At 73.6% G+C, this 13,903-nt stretch carries 14 protein-coding genes; 4 read left to right on the top strand and 10 right to left on the bottom strand.

Annotation, left to right across the window (positions count from 1 at the left end; genetic code table 11):
* Positions 1-19: 19 nt before the first annotated feature.
* Both IEZ05_RS34655 and IEZ05_RS34650 read right to left on the bottom strand, forming a co-directional pair.
* Positions 20-655: a class I SAM-dependent methyltransferase gene (locus tag IEZ05_RS34655; RefSeq protein WP_189234289.1), complete on the bottom strand. Its 636-nt coding sequence runs from the start codon at positions 653-655 to the stop codon at positions 20-22.
* 152 nt (positions 656-807) lie between these two features.
* Complete coding sequence (locus tag IEZ05_RS34650) at positions 808-1,806, bottom strand: mechanosensitive ion channel family protein (RefSeq protein ID WP_189234288.1); 999 nt, start codon at positions 1,804-1,806, stop codon at positions 808-810.
* Positions 1,807-2,032: 226 nt separating this feature from the next.
* On the opposite strand from IEZ05_RS34650, the gene IEZ05_RS34645 reads away from it, so the two are divergent.
* Entirely contained in the window at positions 2,033-2,254 is a 222-nt protein-coding gene (locus tag IEZ05_RS34645) for a hypothetical protein (protein WP_189234287.1), read from the top strand.
* Here IEZ05_RS34645 and IEZ05_RS34640 read toward each other — a convergent pair.
* Together IEZ05_RS34640 and IEZ05_RS34635 are read right to left on the bottom strand one after the other, a co-directional pair.
* Entirely contained in the window at positions 2,231-3,103 is an 873-nt protein-coding gene (locus tag IEZ05_RS34640) for a cytochrome c oxidase assembly protein (RefSeq protein WP_189234286.1), read from the bottom strand. The genes IEZ05_RS34645 and IEZ05_RS34640 overlap by 24 nt on opposite strands.
* Entirely contained in the window at positions 3,103-3,669 is a 567-nt protein-coding gene (locus tag IEZ05_RS34635; protein WP_189234285.1) for a DUF2243 domain-containing protein, read from the bottom strand. Before IEZ05_RS34635 ends, IEZ05_RS34640 begins: the two co-directional genes overlap by 1 nt.
* Positions 3,670-3,879: 210 nt before the next feature.
* Between IEZ05_RS34635 and IEZ05_RS34630 the strand changes: the two genes are divergently transcribed.
* Positions 3,880-4,323 carry a PPOX class F420-dependent oxidoreductase gene (locus tag IEZ05_RS34630; RefSeq protein ID WP_189234284.1) on the top strand — a complete coding sequence of 148 codons (444 nt, stop codon included), beginning with the start codon at positions 3,880-3,882 and terminating at the stop codon, positions 4,321-4,323.
* Between the two features lie 17 nt (positions 4,324-4,340).
* Here the strand turns inward: IEZ05_RS34630 and IEZ05_RS34625 are convergent, their stop codons facing one another.
* A complete protein-coding gene (locus tag IEZ05_RS34625; RefSeq protein WP_189234283.1) occupies positions 4,341-6,470 on the bottom strand; it encodes an MMPL family transporter in 2,130 nt (709 codons plus the stop codon).
* A gap of 188 nt (positions 6,471-6,658) precedes the next feature.
* Positions 6,659-7,168, bottom strand: coding sequence for a MarR family winged helix-turn-helix transcriptional regulator (locus tag IEZ05_RS34620; protein ID WP_189234282.1), 510 nt, complete (start codon positions 7,166-7,168; stop codon positions 6,659-6,661).
* 103 nt (positions 7,169-7,271) lie between these two features.
* On the opposite strand from IEZ05_RS34620, the gene IEZ05_RS34615 reads away from it, so the two are divergent.
* The gene (locus IEZ05_RS34615; RefSeq protein WP_189234281.1) at positions 7,272-8,828 is read left to right on the top strand and encodes an SDR family oxidoreductase; all 1,557 of its coding nucleotides are present in this window, start codon (positions 7,272-7,274) and stop codon (positions 8,826-8,828) included.
* Between the two features lie 54 nt (positions 8,829-8,882).
* Positions 8,883-10,259, top strand: a complete 1,377-nt coding sequence (locus IEZ05_RS34610) for a cryptochrome/photolyase family protein (protein ID WP_189234280.1) — start codon at positions 8,883-8,885, stop codon at positions 10,257-10,259.
* A gap of 15 nt (positions 10,260-10,274) precedes the next feature.
* On the opposite strand, the gene IEZ05_RS34605 is transcribed toward IEZ05_RS34610, so the two are convergent.
* The 4 genes from IEZ05_RS34605 to IEZ05_RS34590 form a co-directional block, all read right to left on the bottom strand.
* On the bottom strand, positions 10,275-10,730 hold the full coding sequence (locus IEZ05_RS34605; protein WP_189234279.1) for a hypothetical protein: 456 nt from the start codon (positions 10,728-10,730) through the stop codon (positions 10,275-10,277).
* A gap of 30 nt (positions 10,731-10,760) precedes the next feature.
* Positions 10,761-11,093, bottom strand: a complete 333-nt coding sequence (locus IEZ05_RS34600; RefSeq protein ID WP_189234278.1) for a DUF3140 domain-containing protein — start codon at positions 11,091-11,093, stop codon at positions 10,761-10,763.
* Positions 11,094-11,099: 6 nt separating this feature from the next.
* Complete coding sequence (locus IEZ05_RS34595; RefSeq protein WP_189234277.1) at positions 11,100-11,327, bottom strand: hypervirulence associated TUDOR domain-containing protein; 228 nt, start codon at positions 11,325-11,327, stop codon at positions 11,100-11,102.
* Positions 11,328-11,478: 151 nt separating this feature from the next.
* On the bottom strand, positions 11,479-13,869 hold the full coding sequence (locus IEZ05_RS34590; RefSeq protein ID WP_189234276.1) for an ATP-binding cassette domain-containing protein: 2,391 nt from the start codon (positions 13,867-13,869) through the stop codon (positions 11,479-11,481).
* Positions 13,870-13,903 lie beyond the last annotated feature (34 nt).

The following is a 13,903-nucleotide window of genomic DNA, read 5'->3' as shown; positions in this document are numbered from 1 at the left end:
CACCGGGCGCTTTCGCCCCTCACCCGCGCCGCAGCCGCCATACGTGGTCGTCACGGTGGCCCTCGGTGCCCTCGGGTGAGGTGCTCGGCCGGCGGACGGTCTCCTTGGTCCGGACGGTCCACTCACCGGCCGGCAGGGCGAGCTCGTCGAGGACACCGTCCGGGGTGGGGAAGACGGCGTCGAAGGGCGGTTCGGTCTGCCACGAGGGCCAGCCGGCGTGCATGACGACCAGCAGGGTGCCGCCGTCCGCGACGGCGTTCGCCGCGCTCCTGAGGACCGCCCGCTGGTCGAGGGCCACCGGCGACTGCAGGTAGTGGGCGCTCACCAGGTCGAAGGAGCCCTCGGGGAACGAGTGTCCCAGCTCGTGGCGTTCCCAGGCGACGCGGTCGCCGACCCCGGCGTCGGCGGCGTGCACGGCGGCGCGTTCGAGTGCCGTGGCGGAGATGTCCACGCCGGTGACGCGCCAGCCGCGCCCGGCCAGCCACACGGCGTCCGCTCCCTCGCCGCATCCCAGGTCGAGCGCGGTACCGGGGGCGAGGTCGCCGGCCTCCCGGACCAGCAGTTCGTTCGGGCGGCCGCTCCAGACCCGGTCGGTGTCGCGGTAGCGGGCCTCCCAGAAGTCGGCGGCCGGGGCGGGTGCGGGCGTGTCGGTCATGCGTGCCTCCTGAGGAACGGACACGGTCGTCTGCTCGGCCGGGCCCGCGAGGTGCGTGGCCCGTCCTGCGCCAGGCTGCACCCACCCCCGCCGCTACGGCGAACGACTTTGCCGGAACGGCAAGCGAGCCGCCCCTCCCCCGGCCCCGCGCGTCAGCGCAGGGCGGCGGAACCGGACTCCGAGGAGTCGCCGCCGCGCACCCACACGTTGCGCGCGAAGGGGATGTCGATGCCCGCCTCGTCCAGCGCGTCCTTGACGCGGCGGCGCAGTTCGCGGGTGACGCCCCACTGCTGGAGCGGCACGGTCCTGACCGCGACACGCACCACGACCCCGTCCGGGTCGAGGGACTGCACACCCCACACCGAGACGTCCTCCAGCAGCAGGTCCGCGAAGTCCGGGTCCTCGCGAAGCGTGCGGCCGGCGTCCTCGAGGACGCGGTAGACCGTGTCGAGGTTCGCGTCGTAGGTCACGGCGACGTCCAGGACGGCGCGGGCCCATTCCTGGCTGTCGTTGCGGACCCGCAGGATCTCGCCGTTGCGGATGTGCCACAGACCGCCGTTGAGGTCGCGCACGTGGGTCAGGCGCAGGCCGACCTGCTCCACCTCGCCGACGGCTTCCCCGAGGTCCACCGAGTCGCCGACGCCGTACTGGTCCTCGATCATGATCAGCAGGCCGGACAGGTAGTCGGCGACCAGGCTCTGCGCGCCGAAACCGATCGCCAGGCCGACCACTCCGGCGCTGGCCAGCAGCGGGCCGAGCGCGATGCCCACCTGGTCGAGCACCATGGCGACGCCGACCATGAACAGCACGATGGTCACGGCGCTGCTGAGCACCGAGCCGATGGTGCGGGCCCGCTGCTCGCGCCGCTGCCTCGCCCGGGACCGGTCGCGGTGCAGTACGGCCGGGCCCCGGCCCGACCAGCGCGACCGGCTCCGTTCGTGCTCGCCCGCCGACGGTTCCAGTACGCGCTGCACGACTCGTGTGATGGCTCGTTTCGCCACCACGCGCACCACCAGCAGGACCACGACGATGAGCGCGATCCGCAGCGGCACTCCGACCAGCGCGGCGGTGTGGTCGCCCACCCAGTCCGACCAGGAGGCCGCCGCCTGTGGTCCGATGGCCGTACCGGTGGGTGCGGTTGCGTGCGTCATCGCCTCAAGTGCTCCGTTCCTCGGCGCTGCGTCCCTGCCGTCGGCCCCGCCTACCCACGGCCGGCTCGAACATGACACGGGGGCACGTCCTGACCCACTCGAGCGGTTGGCCGTCTTTGCGCCGTATGTCCGACGGTCGCGTCATCTTCACGGAGCGCGGGCCCATCACCGGCACCGCCCCGGGCATGCGGAAGGGAGACGCTCACAGCGGAGGGGGAGCTGCGACGTGGTTATCGTTGCCGTCCTGCTGCTGCCCGGACTCGGGCTGCTGCTGTTCACCATGACGTGGCTGGAGGACAGGATCTTCCGTGACACGGAACCGGCCCGGCACGCCCGGCGCCGACGGCACCTGCGGCTCGTTCCCGGCGGCAGGACCGGCGCGGGAACGGGCCGGCGCCGGGCGCCGGCCGGGCGGTCTCCGGCCTCAGCGGACCGGAAGGCCGCCTGACCCCGGGACCGCCGGCAGGGCTCGCGGTCGCGCCCCGCGCCGCTCGGGCCGCCAGGTGGACACCAGGGCGGTGGCGAGCAGCAGTTCGGCGATGTCCCCGCCGTAGTACATGATCTCCGCTCCCTGCCGGACCTGGCCGACGGGCGCGTGGATGTCGACGAAGAACCCGCCGTACATGGCCTGGGCGATCAGGGCGTGGGCGGCGATCGCTACGCCGAGGTACACGAGCCGGGCCGGTACGCCGGGCCGCGCGGGTGCCGGGTCGGGGCCCGCCACGGCGTGGGCGAAGAGGCATCCGGACGCCAGGAAGTGGGCGTTCATCAGCCAGTGTCCCGCCGGGTGGCCCATGGCCGCGTTGTAGAGCGGGGTGAAGTACAGCAGGGCCAGAGTGCCGGTGCTCAGGGCGAGCGCCGTGGCGGGGTGGGTGACGAAGCGGGCGGGACGGCTGTGCAGGAGCCCGGTCACCCGGCGGGCGTGCGCCGGCGGCAGGGTGCGCAGCAGCAGGGTGACCGGTGCGGCGAGGACCAGGAGCAGGGGCGCGTACATGCCGATGAGCATGTGCTGGGCCATGTGTCCCCGGAAGTCGGTGTGCGCGGCGGGCCCCAGCGGCGGCAGCAGGGCGACGGCGAGCACCGCCGTCCCGCCGAGGAACGACGCCGACCGCGGGCCGCTCCAGCCCTGCGCGGGGTTGCGGCGCCGGGCCCGGCGTACGGCGAGCAGGTAGGCCGCGGTCACGGCCAGGAGGGCCAGCAGGAGCAGCGGGACGAACAGGGTCGTCGCGGCGCCCGGCACGGCGTCACCGCCCGGACCGTGGTGGTGCGGGGAGTGCGCGTCGCCCGTCGGGCCCATCAGGCACGGCCCCCAGCCCGCCCGGCGCCTCGGGGAGCGCTGGGATCGACGGGCCGGCTCCCGCGCCGGAGCAGGTGGCCGGCGAGCAGGAGCAGCGCGCCCAGGACCAGGAACCCCGCGTCCCACCAGGCCTGGTGGGGGCCGCCGTGGACGTGATGAATGCCCAGAATCTGGTGGTCCAGGAGTCCTTCGACCAGGTTGAACAGACCCCAGCCCGCCAGGATCCAGCCCCACAGCACCCGCGAGGCCCACACCGCCCGCCGGTTGTGGGTGACCCGTGAGTACAGCAGGGCCAGGCCGAGCAGCACGGAGAGCCAGCACACGGTGTGGAAGACGCCGTCCCACACGGTGTTCATCTCCAGACCGGAGACGGTGTCCGGGTCGTAGTACTTCACTCCGATGCGGTCGTGGTCGGTGCTGGTGAGCATGTGGTGCCACTGCAGGAGCTGGTGGAGCAGGATGCCGTCGACGAAGCCGCCGAGGCCCACCCCGAGGAGGATGCCGGGCAGCCGGATGCTGTCCGGCGCCGTCGTGGCCGGTCGGGTCTCGCCTGTCGTGGTGGCCATCGCCTGTTCTCCGTCCCGTCGGCGGGTGCGCGCGGACCTTCCGGACACGGTTTCCCCCTCCGGCGGGTCCGTGTCACCGACTGGCGGGATCCCGCCGCCGTTTTCCGTCACCCGGGTGACGGGCCCTCACGTCCACGTGCGCGTCGTAGGGTGAGGAGGCGAACGGGTGATCACCGACGGCCGACGCGGCCGCCGTACCGAGGAGACGTCATGGACACCGGGCAACAGGACGACGCGGACGCGGAGTTCGTCACGTTCTGGCAGGAGCGCCGGGTGTGCTTCCTGTCGACGCCGCGCGCCGACGGCAGCCCGCACCTGGTGCCGGTCGGTGTGACGTACGACCATGCGACGCGCACCGCGCGCGTCATCACGAGCCGGGATACCGCCAAGGTGCGCAACGTCGTGCGGGCCGGCAAGGCCGCCGTCGCCGTGAGTCAGGTGGACGGCCGCCGCTGGTCCACGCTGGAGGGCGTCGCGACGGTACGGGACGACGCCGACGCGGTCCGGGACGCGGAGACCCGGTACGCGGCCCGCTACCGGCAGCCGCGGCCGAACCCGGCACGGGTCGTCATCGAGATCGACGTGCGTCGCTTCCTCGGCACGGTGCGGCCCCACCGGGACGCCCCGGGGGCGGGTGACGGCCTGGCCGGGTGAGCCGCACCGGGGCCGCGTCACCGTGGCCCCGGTCCGATCTCGGGGCGGCCGTCAGGTCCCTCCGCGTCGCCGGGGGCCCGGCGGCCGAGGCGGCCCGGCCACCACACGGCGGCGCCGATGTCGCGGGCGAGGGCCGGGACGAGCAGCGAGCGCACCACCAGCGTGTCCAGCAGGACGCCGAAGGCGACGATGAAGGCGATCTGCACGAGGAAGGCCAGTGGGATCACGCCGAGCGCGGCGAAGGTGGCGGCGAGCACCACGCCGGCCGAGGTGATCACGCCGCCCGTGGCGGTGAGGCCGCGCAGGATGCCCTCCCGCACCCCGTGGCGCAGCGATTCCTGCCGCACCCGGGACATGAGGAAGATGTTGTAGTCCACGCCCAGGGCGACCAGGAACACGAACCCGTACAGCGGGACGGAGGCGTCCGTGCCGCTGAAGCCGAACACGTGACGGAAGACCAGGGCGGAGACGCCCAGGGTGGCCAGGAAGTTCAGCGCCACGGTCGCGACCAGCAGCACCGGCAGCAGCAGGGAGCGCAGCAGGCCGGTCAGGATGACCAGGATGATGGCGAGCACCACGGGCACGATGAGCGTCCGGTCGTGCTCGGCGGTGCGCTGGGTGTCGTACTGCTGGGCGGTGTAGCCGCCGACGAGGGCGTCCGCGCCCGGCACGGCGTGCACCGCGGTCCGCAGGCGCGCCACCGTGTCCTTGGCCGCGTCGCTGTCCGCCGGCGCCCGCAGGGTCGCGTCGATCCGTACCCGTCCGTCGACCACCTTCGGGGCGCCGTCGCCGGGCCGGCCCGACGCGGTCACCGGGGCGGCGGAGGCGACGCCGCGCGTCTTCCGGGCCGCCGCGAGGACGGGGGCGGTCCGGTCCGCTGCCGCGATGATCACGGCGGGGTTGCCGGAGCCGCCCGGGAAGTGCCGGGCCAGGGTCTCCTGGGCGGCGACCGACGGGGCGTCGTCGACGAAGATCTCGTCCAGCGGCACGCCCTTCGAGTCGAGGGTCGGCCAGAAGGCGGCGCAGGCGAGCAGTCCGGCGAGGCAGACCGCCCAGATGCGGCGCGGCGCCCGGTCCACCAGCCCGGCGACGCGGTGCCACAGGCGGTGTCCGGCCTCCGGGTCCTCGGCCCGGACGGGCTTGGCGGGCCAGTAGGCGGCGCGGCCGAGCAGGACCAGCACGGCGGGCAGGAACGTGAGGGTGCTCAGGACGGCGCAGACGATGCCGATGGCGCCGACCGGTCCGAGCGCCCGGTTGTTGGTCAGGTCGCTGAGCAGCAGGGCCAGCAGCCCCAGGGCGACGGTCGCCGCGCTGGCGACGACGGCTCCCCAGGACTCGCGCAGCGCGGCCCGCGCGGCACCGAAGCGGTCCGGGTGCCGGGGCAGTTCCTCGCGGAAGCGGGCGGTGAGCAGGAGCGCGTAGTCGGTCGCCGCGCCGATGACGAGGATGGAGAGGATGCCCTGGACCTGCCCGTCGACACGCACGATGTCGCGGTCGGCGAGCGCGTAGACGATCGCGCAGGCCAGCCCCAGGGCGAAGACGGCGCCGAGGATGATGACCAGGGGCAGCAGGACGCTGCGGTAGACGAGCAGCAGGATGACCAGCACCGTGATCAGGGCGACACCGAGGAGCAGCCCGTCGATGCCCGAGAAGGCGTCGGAGAGGTCGGCCTGCGAGGCCGCCGGGCCGGCCAGCTGCGCCCGGGTGCCCGGGACCTGCTCGGCGGCCTCGCGGATGTGCCCGAGGACCTCGGGCAGGCGTTCGCCGAGACCGGGCTCGACCTGGACGACGGCCTGCAGGGCCTCGCCGTCCTCGGAGGGCAGCGCGGGCGTCGCGGGACCGACGGTCCCGGGCTCGCCCTCGAGGCCCGCGACCGCTCGGCCGGCCTCCGCCCGGTGGCCGGTGACGGCACCGCCGCCGTCGGCGGTCCACACGACGATCACCGGCAGCGTCTCGTCCTGCTGGAAGGCCTTGCGGGCGTCGATGACCCGGGTGGACTCGGCGCTGCGGGGCAGGAAGGCGGCCTGGTCGTTGGTGGCGACATCGCCCAGTTTCCCCGCGTACGGGCCGAGCGCCCCGCCGATGCCGAGCCAGACCAGGAGGAGGACGACGGGGACGAGCCACCGGGCTCGTGAGGTGCGGGGCATCGGTCTGCTGTCTCCAGGTCTTCCGGGTGCGGGGTGTCGGCGGCGCGGGATGCCGGTGAAGTGACTCGATCATAAACAATCTCAATTATCGAGTTATATACCTGTGGTGCCATGTCGGTACCCCACTGGTGCCCGCGACCCGCCGCCCGATGCGGACGGCCGTCACCCCTGCGCGCGAACGGCGGAGGTCAGCGCTCGTCGGCGGACCGGACGAGCCGCAGTTCCTCGTTCATGGCCGCCACGAACCGCGCCACCACCGCCAGTTCCTCGTCGTCGAAGCGGTCCCGGGTCGCGGCCGCGGCCTGGGCCAGCGGCCGGAAGTACGTCCGTGCCGCCGCGCGGGCGTCGGGCACGTAGTGCAGATGGACGACCCGGCGGTCGGCACTCTCCCTGACCCGGCGCACATGCCCCGCGCGTTCCAGGCGGTCCACGCAGGCCGTGACCGCGCCCGAAGTCAGTCCGAGGTGTTCGCGCAGCCGTCCCGGCGTCATCGGCTCCTCGGCGTCCAGGATCGCCGCGAGCGCCTGCACGTCGGTGGCGTGCAGCCCGTGGGCTGCGGCGAAGCCGTGCACGAGACGGTTGATCTCACCGTTCATCCGCCGCAGTCCCGCGGCGAGGACGTGGAGGTCGCCCGCCTCGGCCCCGGCCGGGGTCTCCCGCTCGTGCGCGCGCCGTCCGCGCTGGTTCGCTGTCGCCACGCGATCAGCGTATAGAAGGGTCACATCCGCCCACGGCGCGCCCATCACGGTCCGTTCGGGGAAGGGGTCAGCACGACGGCTGCCCCACGAGAGACGGAACACCATGAGCGAGGGAAACGAAGGACGCGGCGGCGCGGACGGTGACGGCGCGGCGCGCGGCCGCTGCCTGGTCACCGGCGCGACGGGGTACATCGGCGGCCGGCTCGTGCCGGAACTCCTCGCCGCCGGGCACGCGGTGCGGTGTCTGGCGCGTTCCCCGGGCAAGCTGCGCGACCATCCCTGGGCGCGGGACGTGGAGGTGGCGCGGGGCGACGTCCTGGACGCGGACTCGGTGGGCCGGGCGCTGGAGGACGTCGACGTCGCCTACTACCTGGTGCACGCGCTGGGCACCGGGGGGGACTTCGAGGCGACCGACCGGCGGGCGGCCCGCACCTTCGCCGAGCAGGCGAGGGCGGCGGGGGTGCGCCGCATCGTCTACCTCGGCGGCCTCACCCCGCCCGGCGTACCGGAGGGCGAGCTGTCTCCGCATCTGAGGTCGCGGGCGGAAGTGGGCCGCATCCTCCTGGCCTCCGGTGTGCCCACGACCGTCCTGCGGGCCGCCGTCATCATCGGCTCGGGCTCGGCCTCCTTCGAGATGCTGCGCTACCTCACGGAGCGGCTGCCGGTGATGGTCACGCCGAGCTGGGTCCACACCCGCATCCAGCCGGTCGCCGTCCGGGACGTGCTGCGCGCCCTCGTCGGCAGCGCGCACATGCCGGACGACGTCAGCCGCGCCTTCGACGTCGGCGGCCCCGACGTCCTCACCTACCGGGACATGATGCTCCGCTACGCCGAGGTGGCCGAGCTGCCGCGACGGCTGATCCTGTCCGTGCCGGTGCTCACGCCCAGCCTGTCCAGTCACTGGGTCGGGCTGGTCACCCCGGTGCCGGCGTCGATCGCGCGTCCGCTCACCGAGTCGCTGCGCCACGAGGTGGTGTGCCGGGACAACGACATCGAGCGGTACGTGCCGGCACCACCCGGGTATCCCCTCGGTTTCGACGACGCCCTCCGGCTGGCGCTGCGCCGGGTGCGGGAGGCACGCGTCACCACCCGCTGGTCGTCCGCGTCCCTCCCCGGCGCGCCCAGCGATCCGCTGCCCACCGACCCCGACTGGGCGGGCGGCAGCCTCTACACCGACCAGCGCGCGCTGAGCGTCGACGCCCCGCCCGAAGCGCTGTGGCGGGTGATCGAGGGCATCGGCGGCGACAACGGCTGGTACTCCTTCCCGCTCGCCTGGGCGGTACGCGGCCGGCTGGACCGGCTGGTCGGCGGGGTGGGCCTGCGTCGCGGCCGGCGCGACGCCGCCCGGTTGCGGGCGGGCGACTCGCTGGACTTCTGGCGGGTGGAGGAGATCGTCCCCGGCCGGCTGCTGCGGCTGCGCGCCGAGATGCGGCTGCCGGGCCTCGCCTGGCTGGAGATGTACGCCGAGACCGACGGCGCCGGCCGGACGCGGTACCGCCAGCGGGCCCTGTTCCATCCGCACGGGCTGGCGGGCCACGCCTACTGGTGGAGCGTGTCACCCTTCCACGCCCTGGTGTTCGGCGGCATGGCCCGCAACATCGCCCGGGCCGCCGCCCGCACGCCCCGGCCCGGTCCGTCCCACCGGACGCCGGCCGTCTGAGGCCCCGCGAGGCGCCCCACGGCGCCTGCCGCACCCCCACCGCGAAGGAGCACCATGGCCGTTCGGGTCGTCCTGTTCACCGCCGACCTGCGCCTGCACGACCACCCGCCGCTGCGCGCCGCCCTCGGCCGGGGCGGTGACGTGGTGCCGCTGTTCGTCCGGGACCGGGGCGTCGACGCCGCGGGGTTCGCGGTGCCCAACCGGCTGGCCTTCCTCGCCGACTGCCTGAGGGATCTGGACGCGCGGCTGCGTGAGCGGGGCGGGCGGCTGGTCGTGCGCTCCGGTGACGTGGTGGACGAGGTGTGCACGGTGGTGCGGGAGGCGCAGGCCGACGAGGTGCACATGGCGGCCGACGTGAGCGCCTACGCCCACCGCCGCGAGGAGCGCCTGCGGGGCGCCCTCCAGGCCCAGGGGTGCCGGCTGCACGTCCACGATGCCGTGACCACCGTCCTGGCCCCCGGCTGCGTCACTCCTGCGGCATCCGACCACTTCGCCGTCTTCACGCCGTACCTGCGGCGCTGGTCCGAACAGCGCGTACGGGAGCCCCTGGCGGCCCCGCGCCGCATCCGCGTCCCGGACGGCGTCGGGTCACAGCCGCTGCCGTCGCGCCCGGATCCCGGCCGCCTGTCACCCGGACTGCCCTCGGGGGGTGAGAGCGCGGCACGCACGCGGCTGACGGCCTGGCTGCGCGGCCCCGTGACCGGCTACGCCGACCACCAGGACGACCTGGCCGGCGACGCCACCTCCCGCCTCTCCCCCGACCTGCACTTCGGCACGCTCTCCCCGGTGGAACTCGTCCACCGGGCACGCCGCGCCGAAGGCCCGGGCGCGGAGGCGTTCGTGCGGCAGCTGGCCTGGCGCGACTTCCACCGCCAGGTCCTGGCCGCCCGTCCGCACGCCGCCGCCCACGACTACCGGACCCGGAACGACCACTGGCGCACCGGCGCCGGGGCCCGGCGGGACGTGGACGCGTGGAAGGAGGGCCGTACCGGCTATCCGCTCGTCGACGCGGCCATGCGTCAGCTGCGCCACGAGGGCTGGATGCACAACCGCGGCCGTCTGCTGACCGCGTCCTTCCTGAGCAAGACGCTCTATGTGGACTGGCGCGTGGGCGCCCGGCACTTCCTGGATCTGCTCGTGGACGGCGACGTGGCCAACAACCAGCTCAACTGGCAGTGGATGGCGGGCACCGGTACCGACACCCGCCCCCACCGCGTCCTCAGCCCCGTCGCCCAGGCCCGGCGGTTCGACCCGGACGGCGCGTACGTGCGCCGCTGGGTGCCCGAACTGGCCGGGATCGACGGGGCGGCCGTGCACGAGCCCTGGAAGCTGAGCGGCCCCGCGCGCGCCGCCTGCGACGCGTATCCCGACCCCGTCGTGGACCTGGCCGAGGGCCTGGCCCGTTTCCGGCGGGCGCGCGGACGCGACTGAGCGGGCGCCCGGTCGTCACGTGAAGGGGGCGTTCGGCGAGCGGGTGCCGGGGCTGTCGGGGCGGGCGGTGTGGTCGGCGTGGTTCCGGGTGCGGCGGGCTTCCTTCATCTCCGCCTCGTACAGATGGCCCCGGCCCCCGGCCAGCTCCCCCACCACCTGGTTCTCCAGGTCCTTGAACGCGCGGTAGTACGTCTGGTCGTACGCCTCGACGATCTGGAAGGTCCAGTGGCCGGGGATGACGTTGCGCCCGAGGATCTCCGTCTCGACGCGCTGCGCCCACTCCGGGTGGCCGGCCGCGCGCAGCAGTTCCACGGCGCGGTCCAGTTCCAGATCGGCGGTGCCGGTGAGCTGGTGGAAGGAGTACAGGTGCCCGCGGGCGCGTTCGATGGTCTCCAGCGCCTTGGACAGGGACCCGAGGGCCTCCACCGTCTCGTCGCCGACGCCCTCGGGACGCCGGTGCATGTCTGTCATGGGGTGTCCCTCCGGTGCGGTGGCAGGGCGTCAGGCCAGCGGGTCGTGGCCCCAGTTCATCAGCGAGTGCCGCCAGCGGGTGTCATCGACGTCCCCCGAGGGGCGCTGGGCCAGGTGCCGGCGGACGTAACCGACGACCTTGCGCATGTGCGCGTAGTCGTCGTCCGTGAGGTCGCTCTTCCTCGTCCGCAGGATGTCCACGATGCGGCGGCCGGAGGCGTGCCCGGTGGACTCTCCGCCGTCCTCGTGCTGTCCGGCGTCGCGGGAGGCGTCGGTGGCGAGCCACTTCTCCAGTTCGGCCGGGGTCATGTTCACCAGCTCGCGGAAGTCGTCGCGGGTTTCCTTCCGCTGTCCGTCGTCCACGCCCGTTCACTTCTTCCTGAGGGCGGACGGCTTGTGCACCGCGGACCTGCCGGACTTGTCGCTGCGGACCTGATACTGCGGGTCGTCCGGTGAGGCGTCGACCGTGCGGCCCGCGGCCTCGGTCCGTTCGGTGATCTCCTTTTCCACCGTGCCCTCGGTCTCGCTGCCGTGACTGCTCCAGGCGACCTTGTCGCCCTTCTTCGGCTTCTTGCCCTTGCCGTGCTGTGCGGCCATACCGGTACTCCCTGCTTCCTCGGTCCCGACGGCGTCGCCCGGCAGGAGGGCCACCGGGACCCGCTCCGCGGCCCCCGACCAGCGTGGACCGCGCACCGCCGCGCCACCACTCGGGCGTGCCCGGACGGGAAGGCGTCCGGGCACGGCCCGGTCAGGCCCCGACGTAGGCCGCGAGGTGCTCGCCGGTGAGGGTGGAGCGGGCGGCGACGAGGTCGGCCGGGGTGCCCTCGAAGACGATCCGGCCTCCGTCGTGGCCGGCCCCCGGGCCGAGGTCGATGATCCAGTCGGCGTGGGCCATGACCGCCTGGTGGTGCTCGACGACGATGACGGACTTGCCGGAGTCGACGAGCCGGTCGAGCAGGCCGAGCAGTTGCTCGACGTCGGCGAGGTGGAGGCCGGTGGTCGGCTCGTCCAGTACGTAGATGCCGCCCTTGTCGGCCATGTGGGTGGCCAGCTTGAGCCGCTGCCGCTCGCCGCCGGACAGGGTGGTGAGCGGCTGGCCGAGCGTGAGGTAGCCGAGGCCGACGTCGGCGAGCCGTTCGAGGATCCGGTGCGCGGCGGGCGTGCGCGCCTCACCGGCGCCGAAGAACTCCTCCGCCTCGGTCACCGGCATGGCGAGCACCTCGCTGATGTCCCGGCCGCCGAGGTGGTACTCCAGCACCGACGCCTGGAACCGCTTGCCCTCGCAGTCCTCGCAGGGAGTCGCCACTCCTGCCATCATCGCCAGGTCGGTGTAGACGACGCCGGCTCCGTTGCAGGTGGGGCAGGCGCCCTCGGAGTTGGCGCTGAACAGGGCGGGCTTGACGGCGTTGGCCTTCGCGAACGCCTTGCGGACGGGGTCGAGCAGTCCGGTGTAGGTCGCCGGGTTGCTCCGCCGCGAGCCCTTGATCGGACTCTGGTCGACCGAGACGACGTCCGCCCCGGCGGGGACCGATCCGTGGATCAGGGAGCTCTTGCCGGAGCCCGCCACGCCGGTGACCACGCAGAGCACCCCGAGCGGGATGTCGACGTCGACGCCCCGCAGGTTGTGCGTGGTCGCGCCGCGGATCTCCAGCGCGCCGGCCGGCTTGCGCACGCTCTCCTTGAGACCGGCCCGGTCGTCGAGGTGGCGTCCGGTGATCGTGTCGCTGGCCCGCAGTCCCTCGACGGTGCCCTCGAAGCAGACGGTGCCGCCGGCCGTGCCGGCGCCGGGGCCGAGGTCGACGACGTGGTCGGCGATGGCGATGGTCTCCGGCTTGTGCTCCACGACGAGGACCGTGTTGCCCTTGTCCCGCAGCCGCAGCAGCAGGTCGTTCATCCGCTGGATGTCGTGGGGGTGCAGGCCGATCGTGGGCTCGTCGAAGACGTAGGTGACGTCGGTGAGCGAGGAGCCGAGGTGGCGGATCATCTTGACGCGCTGCGCCTCGCCGCCCGACAGGGTGCCGGCCGGCCGGTCCAGGGAGAGGTAGCCCAGCCCGATCTCCACGAACGAGTCGAGGGTGTGCCGCAGCGCGGTGAGCAGGGGTGCCACCGACGGCTCGTCGAGGGAGCGCACCCACTCGGCCAGGTCGCGGATCTCCATCGCGCAGGCGTCGGCGATGCTGACCTTCCCGATCCGCGAGTTGCGGGCGCCCTCGCTGAGCCGCGTGCCGTCGCACTCGGGGCAGGTGGTGAAGGTGACGGCCCGCTCCACGAAGGCCCGGATGTGCGGCTGCATCGCCTCCTTGTCCTTGGACAGGAACGACTTCTGGATCTTGGGGATCAGGCCCTCGTAGGTGAGGTTGACGCCGTTGACCTTGACCTTGACCGGCTCGCCGTACAGGAAGGCGTGCAGTTCCTTCTCTGTGTAGTCGCGGATCGGCTTGTCCGGGTCGACGAAGCCGGACTGGGCGTAGACCTGCACGGTCCACTGGCTGTCCGACTTCCAGCCGGGGATGGTGAACGCGCCCTCGCTCAGCGACTTGGAGTCGTCGTAGAGCTGGGTGAGGTCGATGTCGGAGACCGTGCCCCGGCCCTCGCACCGGGTGCACATGCCGCCGGTGCGCTGGTAGGTGGCCTTCACGGCCTTCTTGTTACCGCGCTCGACGGTGATCGCGCCGCTCGCCCGGACCGAGGCGGTGTTGAAGGAGTACGCGCTGGGCGGGCCGATGTGCGGTTCGCCGAGCCGGCTGAACAGGATGCGCAGCATCGCGTTGGCGTCGGTGGCGGTGCCGACGGTGGAGCGGGGGTCGCCGCCCATGCGCTGCTGGTCGACGCTGATCGCGGTCGTCAGGCCGTCGAGGACGTCGACCTCGGGCCGGGCCAGGGTCGGCATGAAGCCCTGCACGAAGGCGCTGTAGGTCTCGTTGATCAGCCGTTGCGACTCGGCGGCGATCGTGTCGAACACCAGGGAGCTCTTGCCCGACCCGGAAACCCCGGTGAACACCGTCAGACGGCGCTTCGGGATCTCGATGCTGACGTCCTTGAGGTTGTTCTCCCGCGCTCCGTGCACGCGGATCAGGTCGTGGCCGTCGGCGGCGTGCGGCACGGTCGGGCGGGTGTCGGGCCGCGTGGCCTCGCTCATCGTGTCTCCCTCTGTCGGGCGGGGCCGGCTGCGC

This window comes from Streptomyces flaveolus, assembly GCF_014648815.1.
Taxonomy (GTDB): Bacteria; Actinomycetota; Actinomycetes; order Streptomycetales; family Streptomycetaceae; genus Streptomyces; species Streptomyces flaveolus.
Note: the sequence above shows the minus strand (reverse complement) of the source record. Positions and strands in the feature narration are given on the sequence as shown.

What these genes read in the sequence shown, in the direction of transcription:
- IEZ05_RS34650 (WP_189234288.1), bottom strand. Translation starts at nt 1,806, where the DNA reads ATGACGCACGCAACCGCACCCACCGGTACGGCCATCGGACCACAGGCG.
- IEZ05_RS34590 (WP_189234276.1), bottom strand. Translation starts at nt 13,869, where the DNA reads ATGAGCGAGGCCACGCGGCCCGACACCCGCCCGACCGTGCCGCACGCC.
- IEZ05_RS34640 (WP_189234286.1), bottom strand. Translation starts at nt 3,103, where the DNA reads ATGGGCCCGACGGGCGACGCGCACTCCCCGCACCACCACGGTCCGGGC.
- IEZ05_RS34655 (WP_189234289.1), bottom strand. Translation starts at nt 655, where the DNA reads ATGACCGACACGCCCGCACCCGCCCCGGCCGCCGACTTCTGGGAGGCC.
- IEZ05_RS34630 (WP_189234284.1), top strand. Translation starts at nt 3,880, where the DNA reads ATGGACACCGGGCAACAGGACGACGCGGACGCGGAGTTCGTCACGTTC.
- IEZ05_RS34615 (WP_189234281.1), top strand. Translation starts at nt 7,272, where the DNA reads ATGAGCGAGGGAAACGAAGGACGCGGCGGCGCGGACGGTGACGGCGCG.
- IEZ05_RS34595 (WP_189234277.1), bottom strand. Translation starts at nt 11,327, where the DNA reads ATGGCCGCACAGCACGGCAAGGGCAAGAAGCCGAAGAAGGGCGACAAG.
- IEZ05_RS34605 (WP_189234279.1), bottom strand. Translation starts at nt 10,730, where the DNA reads ATGACAGACATGCACCGGCGTCCCGAGGGCGTCGGCGACGAGACGGTG.
- IEZ05_RS34635 (WP_189234285.1), bottom strand. Translation starts at nt 3,669, where the DNA reads ATGGCCACCACGACAGGCGAGACCCGACCGGCCACGACGGCGCCGGAC.
- IEZ05_RS34610 (WP_189234280.1), top strand. Translation starts at nt 8,883, where the DNA reads ATGGCCGTTCGGGTCGTCCTGTTCACCGCCGACCTGCGCCTGCACGAC.
- IEZ05_RS34625 (WP_189234283.1), bottom strand. Translation starts at nt 6,470, where the DNA reads ATGCCCCGCACCTCACGAGCCCGGTGGCTCGTCCCCGTCGTCCTCCTC.